Annotated in this window: 6 protein-coding genes; 3 read left to right on the plus strand and 3 right to left on the minus strand. The window is 38.6% G+C overall.

Going from position 1 to position 8,893, the window contains the following annotated elements; translation table 11 throughout:
- The 3 genes from D0T85_RS17020 to D0T85_RS17030 are packed head-to-tail and all read left to right on the plus strand — an operon-like array spanning window position 1 to window position 4,020.
- Entirely contained in the window at window positions 1-3,135 is a 3,135-nt protein-coding gene (locus D0T85_RS17020; protein WP_163214730.1) for an efflux RND transporter permease subunit, read from the plus strand.
- Between the two features lie 19 nt (window positions 3,136-3,154).
- A complete protein-coding gene (locus D0T85_RS17025) occupies window positions 3,155-3,448 on the plus strand; it encodes a PG0541 family transporter-associated protein (protein ID WP_163214731.1) in 294 nt (97 codons plus the stop codon).
- A gap of 11 nt (window positions 3,449-3,459) precedes the next feature.
- Window positions 3,460-4,020: an STM3941 family protein gene (locus D0T85_RS17030; RefSeq protein ID WP_163214732.1), complete on the plus strand. Its 561-nt coding sequence runs from the start codon at window positions 3,460-3,462 to the stop codon at window positions 4,018-4,020.
- A 76-nt stretch (window positions 4,021-4,096) separates the two neighbouring features.
- On the opposite strand, the gene D0T85_RS17035 is transcribed toward D0T85_RS17030, so the two are convergent.
- The 3 genes from D0T85_RS17035 to D0T85_RS17045 all read right to left on the minus strand — a co-directional run bounded on the left by D0T85_RS17035 (window position 4,097) and on the right by D0T85_RS17045 (window position 8,363).
- Window positions 4,097-5,479 (minus strand): DUF1080 domain-containing protein, encoded by a 1,383-nt coding sequence (locus D0T85_RS17035; protein ID WP_163214733.1) that lies wholly within the window; start codon window positions 5,477-5,479, stop codon window positions 4,097-4,099.
- 26 nt (window positions 5,480-5,505) lie between these two features.
- Window positions 5,506-6,579: a Gfo/Idh/MocA family protein gene (locus tag D0T85_RS17040; protein ID WP_163214734.1), complete on the minus strand. Its 1,074-nt coding sequence runs from the start codon at window positions 6,577-6,579 to the stop codon at window positions 5,506-5,508.
- A 164-nt stretch (window positions 6,580-6,743) separates the two neighbouring features.
- Window positions 6,744-8,363: a DUF6377 domain-containing protein gene (locus D0T85_RS17045; RefSeq protein ID WP_203558513.1), complete on the minus strand. Its 1,620-nt coding sequence runs from the start codon at window positions 8,361-8,363 to the stop codon at window positions 6,744-6,746.
- Window positions 8,364-8,893: the final 530 nt, after the last annotated feature.

Here is an 8,893-nt window from a genome sequence, read left to right on the forward strand (position 1 = left end):
ATGAGTATATATTCAGGAGCAGTTAAAAAGCCCGTTACTACGGCTTTATGCTTTGTTGCTATCGTTATATTAGGAATATTTTCCTATAGTCGGCTGGCCGTCGATCTCCTCCCACAGATAGAGTCTAATGCCATTTTGGTTATGACCAGTTATCAGGGAGCCAGCGCCAGCGATATTGAAATGAATGTATCGCGCCCCATTGAAAACACATTAAACGGGGTTTCCGATCTTAAACATATTACTTCAAGCTCAAGAGAAAACATCTCGATTGTTGCATTGGAGTTTGAATATGGTACCGATATTGATGTTGCAACCAATGATGTTCGCGATAAATTGGATTTATTAAAATCGGCTTTGCCGGATGATGCTGATACACCTATACTATTTAAATTTGGTGTTGATGATGTACCTATTCTTATTTTATCGGCTACAGCCGAAGAAAGCACAAATGCTTTATATAAAATTCTGGATGATAAAGTAGCAAACCCGCTTGCCCGTATCAGTGGAGTTGGTACAGTATCGATAGGAGGTGCTGCCCAACGCGAAATACAGGTTTATTGCGATCCGTTTAAACTTGATGCCTATGGAATGACCATTGAAAGCATCTCTCAAATTATTGGTATGGAAAACCGGAATACACCGGGTGGTACTGTAGATTTGGGAACAAACACATTATCGTTACGGGTACAAGGCGAATTCAATACAGCCGATGAAATGCTGGACCTTGTTATAGGTAGCCGCGATGGTAAAGCTATTTACCTTCGTGATGTTGCCAGAGTTGAAGATACTGTTCAGGAGCGTACATCGGAAGCTTATACCGACGGACGTCGGGGGGCTATGTTAATTGTACAAAAACAATCGGGAGCCAATTCGGTGAAAATTGCTAAAGAAGTACATAAACGTTTGCCCGAGCTGCAACAAACACTGCCTTCGGATATACAATTGGGTGTAATCATTGATACTTCGGAAAACATTCTGAATACAATGGACTCTCTACAGGAAACCATCATGATTACCCTGATTATTGTAATGTTGGTGGTATTTGTATTCTTGGGAAGATGGAGAGCTACAATTATTATCGGTATTACTATTCCGGTATCTTTAATTGCTGCATTTATATACCTGTTGGTAACGGGTAATACATTGAATATCATTTCATTGTCATCACTGTCTCTTGCCATTGGTATGGTGGTAGACGACTCCATTGTTGTACTCGAAAACATTACAACCCACATTAACCGGGGAAGCAAGCCTAAGCAAGCTGCTATTTATGGAACACAAGAAGTATCATTATCGGTTATTGCATCAACATTAACAATGCTTGCCGTATTTATACCTCTGACAATGATTTCCGGAATGGCAGGTGTATTATTCCGTCAGTTGGGTGGTATTATCAGTATCATTATGATTATATCAACAATTGCAGCCCTCACCCTTATACCTATGATGGCATCGCAAATGTTAAAGCTCGACACTAAAAAAGGGAAACTATATACCTTATTCTTTACACCTATAGACAAAGTGCTTGGTGCACTGGAAACCGGTTATGGCAAATTGCTAAACTGGGCTGTGCATCACCGTTGGTCGGTTGTAATGATTGCAATAGGCATATTTGCCAGTAGTTTGTTGTTGGTACCAACCATAAAGACAGAGTTTTTCCCTACACAGGATAACGGACGTATTACCATATCAATGGAACTTCCGGTAGGAACACGCCAGGATATAACCCGCGAATTAGCTAAAGAAATTTCGGACGAGTTCTTATCTAAGTATTCCGAAATTGAAGTTCTGAACTACTCTTTAGGACAAGCAGATGCAAGTAATACCTTTGCTAATCTAGGTGATAATGGTACCCACATGATTAGTTACAATATTAAGCTAACCAGTATCGACGATCGCGATAGAGGGCTGATCGAAATATGCGATCTTATGCGTAAAGATTTGGATAAATACACTGAATTAAAAGAATTCCAAGTGTTAGCCGGTGGTTCTACTGGTGTTGGAGGCGAAAGTAGTGTGGATATAGAAATCTACGGATATGATTTTGCTACAACCGACGCAATTACTGCCGAAGTATCAGAGAAACTGAAACAGATTCCCGAATGTTCTCAGGTTAACATTAGCCGTGGAGATTATGTACCGGAACTGGAAGTGGAATTTGATCGTCAGAAACTTGCATTAAATGGTTTGAATGTTACTACCGTTTCTTCTTTCCTGCGTAATCGTGTTAATGGAACAGTAGCATCTTATTTCCGTGAAGATGGAGAAGAATATGATATCCGCATACGATATGCACCGGAGTACAGAGAATCTATTGAGAATATTGAAAACATTCTTGTTTACAACTCTGCCGGACAAGGGGTACGCATTCGTGACATTGGTCGTGTAGTTGAAAACATGACACCGCCTACTATCGAAAGGAAAGACCGTGAACGTTTAGTTACCGTATCGGCTGTAGTAGCTAAAGGATATGCATTGAGCGAACTGGTAGAAGCCAGCGAAAAAGTTCTGTCCGAAATGGATATCCCACTGGATATGCATTATAGAATTGGTGGTATGTACGAGCAACAACAGGAAACGTTTGGCGATTTAACCATGCTTCTTGCCTTAATTATTGTATTGGTATTTATTGTAATGGCTGCTCAGTTCGAATCGTTGGTAGATCCATTTGTTATCATGTTCTCAATACCATTTACTTTTACAGGAGTATTCCTTGGTCTATCAATAACCGGTACTCCGCTTGGGGTTATGGCTATGATTGGTATATTAATCCTGATGGGAGTTGTAGTTAAGAATGGTATTGTACTTGTAGATTATATCAAGCTATGCCGCGAACGTGGTTTAGGAATTATACATGCTGTAATAACTTCGGGTAAATCTCGTTTGCGACCAGTATTGATGACTACACTTACTACTGTACTAGGTATGTTGCCAATGGCATTGGGTACCGGCGAAGGTTCTGAAATGTGGCGTTCAATGGGTATGACTGTAGCATGGGGATTATCAATATCAACCTTAATTACACTCGTTTTAATCCCAGTACTATATTGTATGTTTGCTGGAAGCGGATTGAAACGTCAGAAAAAACAAATGGCAAATCTTGATGTACTCGAAGTACGTACAGATGATATTTAAATTTAAAAACTTAAACATAATGAAAGCAATATTTATATCATTCAATCAAGCCTATTACGAAACAATACTAGGCATTATGGATAGAAACAATATTCAGGGGTTCACATACTGGGATAATGTATCGGGCCGGGGGAGCAACACCGGCGAACCCCATTACGGCAACCATGCCTGGCCCACCTTAAATGGGGTAATATGGGCTATTATTGAGGATGAAAAAGTAGATAGATTCCTCAAAATGTTGCATAAACTGGATACGCAGTCCGAAGCCCAGGGACTTAGAGCTTTTGTTCTCAATGTTGAACATGCCATATAAATAGGAAGAGTATGATCCCCAAATTACCTGTTACAACTTATAAGTTACGGTTAAAGAAGAAAATAGGATTGGCATTATTTATTCTCAGCAACCTGATCATGATGATCTTCTTTATGCGGTTAGGATATATCCTGATTAAAAGTCCCGGACGTATTGTATGTGCTATTATTGTGGTATTCTCTTTTTGCATGGTTATTTTTGGAATCATAGCTTTGATAAGGCTGATTCAGGAAAAGTTCATAGGGTTCTTTATCTCTGGCGACGGACTAAACGATATCTCCACAGGCCATAATTACGGAGTGGTTATGTGGAGAGATGTTACCAGAATAAGAATTATGAAAGATGTGGAAAATCCAACAAAACAATATATTGTATTAAAAGTCAGGAATCCACAAGATTATATTGCCAGAGAAACATCGCATTCTAAAAGACGTTCAATGACATTAAAAATGCATTATTATGGTTCGCCAATTTGTTTTTCGAACCGGGGAATAAATTGTACTTTCGAAGAACTGGAAGATAATGTTAGAACGTATTATGCTAATTATCAGGAAAGACATAATCACACTTAATTCGAACCTAAAAAAGGGCGAACATAAAGCTCGCCCTTACCATGTGATGTACCTTGAAAACAATCTTACTTACCTATTATATCTTTACCTTTGGTTTGTACATATCCTGCCATGTCAAACCACATTCTTTCTTCATTTTAATACTATACTCTAACCTGCTAACTTCCGGAGTAACATTATTAGATCCGAAAGTGAATTTAACTCCAGCCTCTTTAGCTTTCATTATAATCGCTTTGTTGGGTATCTGATAAAGTTCGTTTATCTCCAAAGCCTTTCCGCTTTTAGCCAGAGCATCAATAAATTTATCCATTCGTTCCTCTGTCCAGAATTCATCATAACGTTGAACCATTGGTTCCGGAAGAAAACAAGGGTTAACATAAATATCAACCGGTTCCTGTAAAACATTACATATTTTATCAACAATCAGATCCATGTAATCCTGCTCGTTTTCAATCCATGTTTCCTCGGGAATCCACAAACGGGTACGACGACCTTTCTTATCGGTAAAAGTCAATGCATCTGTGAAAACAAAATCAAATTGGTTTCGGGCTTCCTGCGAAAAGGTTGTAATCCATTCGCGTCCCTCGGCCTGCATGGCCAGAATAAATGGTTCATAGCGCATGGTGTTTAAGAACTCATATATCTGCTCATCGTTGGTTATCGGAAAACCGATTCCACAGTTAGGAGCAATGGCATAGTTAATTCCTAATTTGCGCGATTGTCTGGCTGCTGTTTCTTTTGTTAAACCACCCTTCAGATGAACATGGTAATCGAGTACCGGAAAATCTTCCTGGTGCAAACGAATAATCTCGTCCGATTGCTCATTCCTAGCTACAGCCAGTTGTGCCGGAATATTGATGGCTTCCGAATCCAGTACTTCAACAGCAATGTTCCGAAATTCCAGGTCACCGGTTCCTGAACTGATAATTGAAAAAGTACCTTCCGAAATCAAAGCCCTTTCGTTAGGATTTATCCGAAACGGTTCTGCTGGTTCAATATACTCAACAACAGGCTCGCCGTTGATTTTTACTGTAATTTGTTGTCCTGCAACACCAATGTCCATTCTGAACCATTCGTTCTCCTTAACAAAGCTTTTCGTAAGGTTTCTGACAGACAAAAGACTACCAGTCATTCGCCACCAGGTAGCATCCATAATGTCATTATTTATGGCTATGTGGTATCCTTTGTTACTGCAATCGGTATGGATGCCTATAGACCCTTTGCCTCCGGTGGTTGTACGCAATTCCATACATAGGTTGAAATCTTTGTAGTTGCCTCCTTTCCAAAGGGCCCGGGCATTCTTTGATAATGATAATACATTGTCTTTCAAGGAAATGTCTCCCGAAGTCTCCCATCCTTTTGTGTTTGTTCCGTCGAATAAAACTTTATTTCCCGAAGATTGACAAGAACATAATACGGCTATGCAAATAATAAATAAAAAGGTAGAAAATCTATTCATATATATAATTCTTTGTGGTATTAATTCTAAAGTTGTTGCAATAAGCCGTATCCGTTCTTCATTGTTTTTCTTCGTTCAATAATCTTTTCAAGTGTATGTATTTCGCCGATTGCCGGCAGGTCTTTGTTTTTAGCATCTTCAAGAAACTTCCATGCATATTCCGAAGCAATGGCAGAGTCGCGTAATTGGGGCAAACCGGGATGTCTTTTATTCAACTCAACCGAGTCGGCAAACAAATCGCAAAGTACATCAATGTTTTTTCCTCCAAATGGTCTTTCTTCGCGAATAGTCTGTGTTACCCCATGTAACTCTACAACTGCTGTTTTAAAATCGTGTGTCATCCGGGCAATACCCTCTGTTCCTATTATATCTATATACGAGTTGTGAGTTTGGTTTTTAGATAACTGCCCATACACATGACCTTGAGTGATATCGAAAACAACACCATTTTCGAATGTTCCATGACATTGCAGCCACCAGGGATCCTTATAATTCCACATTCTTACTGCCTGTGCATTCCATGTTTTGAAATTACATCCGGCATACCATTTGGTTATGTCAACATAGTGCATTCCGCAATCGTGGAACGAAGGACCTTCGTATTCATGACCTTCTCCTGGTGCCAATCCCGGAGTTAGATGACATATACGTATAATGGCAAGTTCACCAATTTCTCCTTTATCAATAAACTGTTTAATTAATTTGTGGTACCAGGAGTTGCGCAGGTACAGGTTCACTGTAGAAAACAGATTGGAGCTTTCGGCAGCTTTTACAGCGCCCCATTCCCGTTCAATGGTGTCGGCAATTGGTTTTTCGGATATTACATGCTTTCCGCTTTGGATAGCTTTTTCTATTTGCTCTTTTCTGGAGTTTGCCAAAGCAAAAAGTCCTACTACCTGCACGGTTTTATCATCAAATATTTCTTGCTCGTTTTCAATCACTTTCGATTCGGGCGATAGTTCTTTGGCAAGTTTGCGTGAAGCAGGGTTCAGGTCACAAATATAAGCTATATTCCAGCGTCCGCTTTTTTGCATCTCCTGAAGATAAAATCTTCCCATTCTGCCAAAGCCTATTAATCCAACTTTGATTAGCGTATTCATGTTATTAGCGATAATTATTTAATCTATGGTATCAGTGGAAAAAGCTGTTGTTTTTTCCTTTTCACAAAACTACTCTTAAATGAAATAGAAATTTAAGTCAGGATGCTATTTTGTAAATGGGTGCTTGTGCTAATAGCTTGAATATTATTTGGTTGCGTTTTTGTTTACACGCTTTTTTGTAGATGCTTTGGAATGCCAATACGCATTACTGTTTCTTCAAATTGGTCGCGATTGATTGCTTTGCTTCGCATTTTGGCCCGGTAATTGTAAATGGTACTCATAGAGCAGCGCAGAAAACCGGCAATCTTTATATTATCCGAGATTCCCAGACGCAACAAAGCATAAATACGTAATTCTTTATTTAAAAGATCTTCGGCTTTTAGTTGCACTTGCTCATTGGGTGCCAGTAGTGCATTAAAATCAGAAACAAAAGTAGGGTAGAGGGTTAAAAAGATACTATCGAAGTGCGAGTATAATTCTTCTAGTTCATTATCGACCACCAGTGTCGATTTCAGGTTTTTAATCAGTTCTTCATACTGCCGGTTAATACCCAGCTTATATAAACTTTTCCGGTAGTCTTCCATCTTATCTATATATGTAGAACATAGATCGAAGAATTGTGCAATATATTGCTCCTTTATATAATTGGATTCCCATAACAACCCATTTTTTTCGTTCAATAGGTTGTTCGATCCGTTTAGTTCCTTATTAAGGTTTATCAGTTTGGTGTTGGTTTGCGATAATTCTTCTTTTACTTTGGCCAGTTTCTTCATTTGCTTGAAAACATAAACAACCAACGCAATGAGGAATAAAGAAAGAATGCTTATCAACAAAAGATAAATCTTTAATTTATTATTTGTTTTAGCCTCCTTAACCTGGTATGAGGCATTAATAATGGAATAGAATTCCGACATCTGAGCAGTGCGAAATTGCACCCCCGAAAAAACAGCATCTTCAATAGCCGATTGTGTGTACTTGAATGCTTTAGCTATATCTCCATTATTATAATAAATGATAGCAAGTCTTTGAAAGGAAGTATTTTCTTTGATAGAGTTTTTTATATCCGCAATGGATGATAAAATAAAATATTTCTGTTCTAACTCCGGTTGTGCCTTTCTGGCATAAACAGACCCCAGATAATGGGTTATTAATGCATATTCGGGTGTATCAATATCACCGGTTTCTAACAAATGAAACAATATTTTTTCTGCCTCATCAATTTTACGATGGTTAATGTATTTATGAACCAGATTAATCTGGTACCTGAATGATCCCGGGTCTAATGCAGATAACAGTGAATCCCGGTAAGTTTCTACAAAACCGTAATATTTAGACTGATTGCTCATTGCCCCATAATGCTCGTAAAACCGCGACCAGGCTTCATAATAATCAGGAAGCAGTTCTTTGGGTAATTGGCAGGAACATATCTCTCTTAGTATTTTTTCCGATTCCCTGAATTTTCCCGAATAGGAGCAAAGGGAAGCCAGATTTATTTCCGAAGCGTATTTAAGTTTAGGTTTATTCAGCGTATTAGCTATTTCTACATTTCGCTCTGCATAAACAATAGCCGAATCAAGTTTAAACTTTTTGTACTCGTAATAAAGTTTCAGGTTGATACCATATATGTATTCCAAAGAAGCATCTTCTTCGTTCAGTAAGTTTTTGAGGTCTTTTATTCTTTGTTCTTTCTGTTCAGTATATTGTTCTTTGTTTACTATTATATAGTCCAGAAAATCAGATAAAGACTTTAATTCGTTTTTACCGGATACTGAGGTGCATAACAAACATAATAATATAATGAACAGAGTTCTCAACTTAACAATAATGTATTTTATGGTATTCTTTTAAGTGCGATACAAAAGTAAGATTATTCTTTCGGTTTTAATAATTCTATGCGTTATTTCTTTTGAGAACCAATCCATGTACAAGCAAAATTGCCATTACAGCAAAGCCACGAAGAGCATCTACTACTTCAGAGGCTGTGTCAAAAGTCTAATCGTTCTTTGATTTAGTTACAGATTGTAAGTTAATCCGCATGGTTCAACCGGAACGGTTGTTAATCTTGGTAGCCCGTTGCTTTAGCTTCGGGTTAATGATGGGCCTATGTACAAGCGTGCCAAAGGTACGCAATATCACACAATGTGCACAATGCGCTGGTTATAATCAAGATCGCATACCTTCGGCATGCATAGATTATGGCATCTTGTGATCCCGTAGCTAAAGCAACGGGCTACGTGCGCCCCGCATGAGCAGCGCGCACTTGCGTGCAAGCTATTAAAAAGCCGCAAATATACAAATGATTTGTGTTAAACAA

It is taken from the genome of Bacteroides sp. 519, from assembly GCF_010500955.1.
GTDB lineage: Bacteria > Bacteroidota > Bacteroidia > Bacteroidales > Bacteroidaceae > Bacteroides.

Coding starts and splice junctions, on each gene's coding strand:
- D0T85_RS17020 (WP_163214730.1), top strand. CDS start 1: ATGAGTATATATTCAGGAGCAGTTAAAAAGCCCGTTACTACGGCTTTA.
- D0T85_RS17025 (WP_163214731.1), top strand. CDS start 3,155: ATGAAAGCAATATTTATATCATTCAATCAAGCCTATTACGAAACAATA.
- D0T85_RS17030 (WP_163214732.1), top strand. CDS start 3,460: ATGATCCCCAAATTACCTGTTACAACTTATAAGTTACGGTTAAAGAAG.
- D0T85_RS17035 (WP_163214733.1), bottom strand. CDS start 5,479: ATGAATAGATTTTCTACCTTTTTATTTATTATTTGCATAGCCGTATTA.
- D0T85_RS17040 (WP_163214734.1), bottom strand. CDS start 6,579: ATGAATACGCTAATCAAAGTTGGATTAATAGGCTTTGGCAGAATGGGA.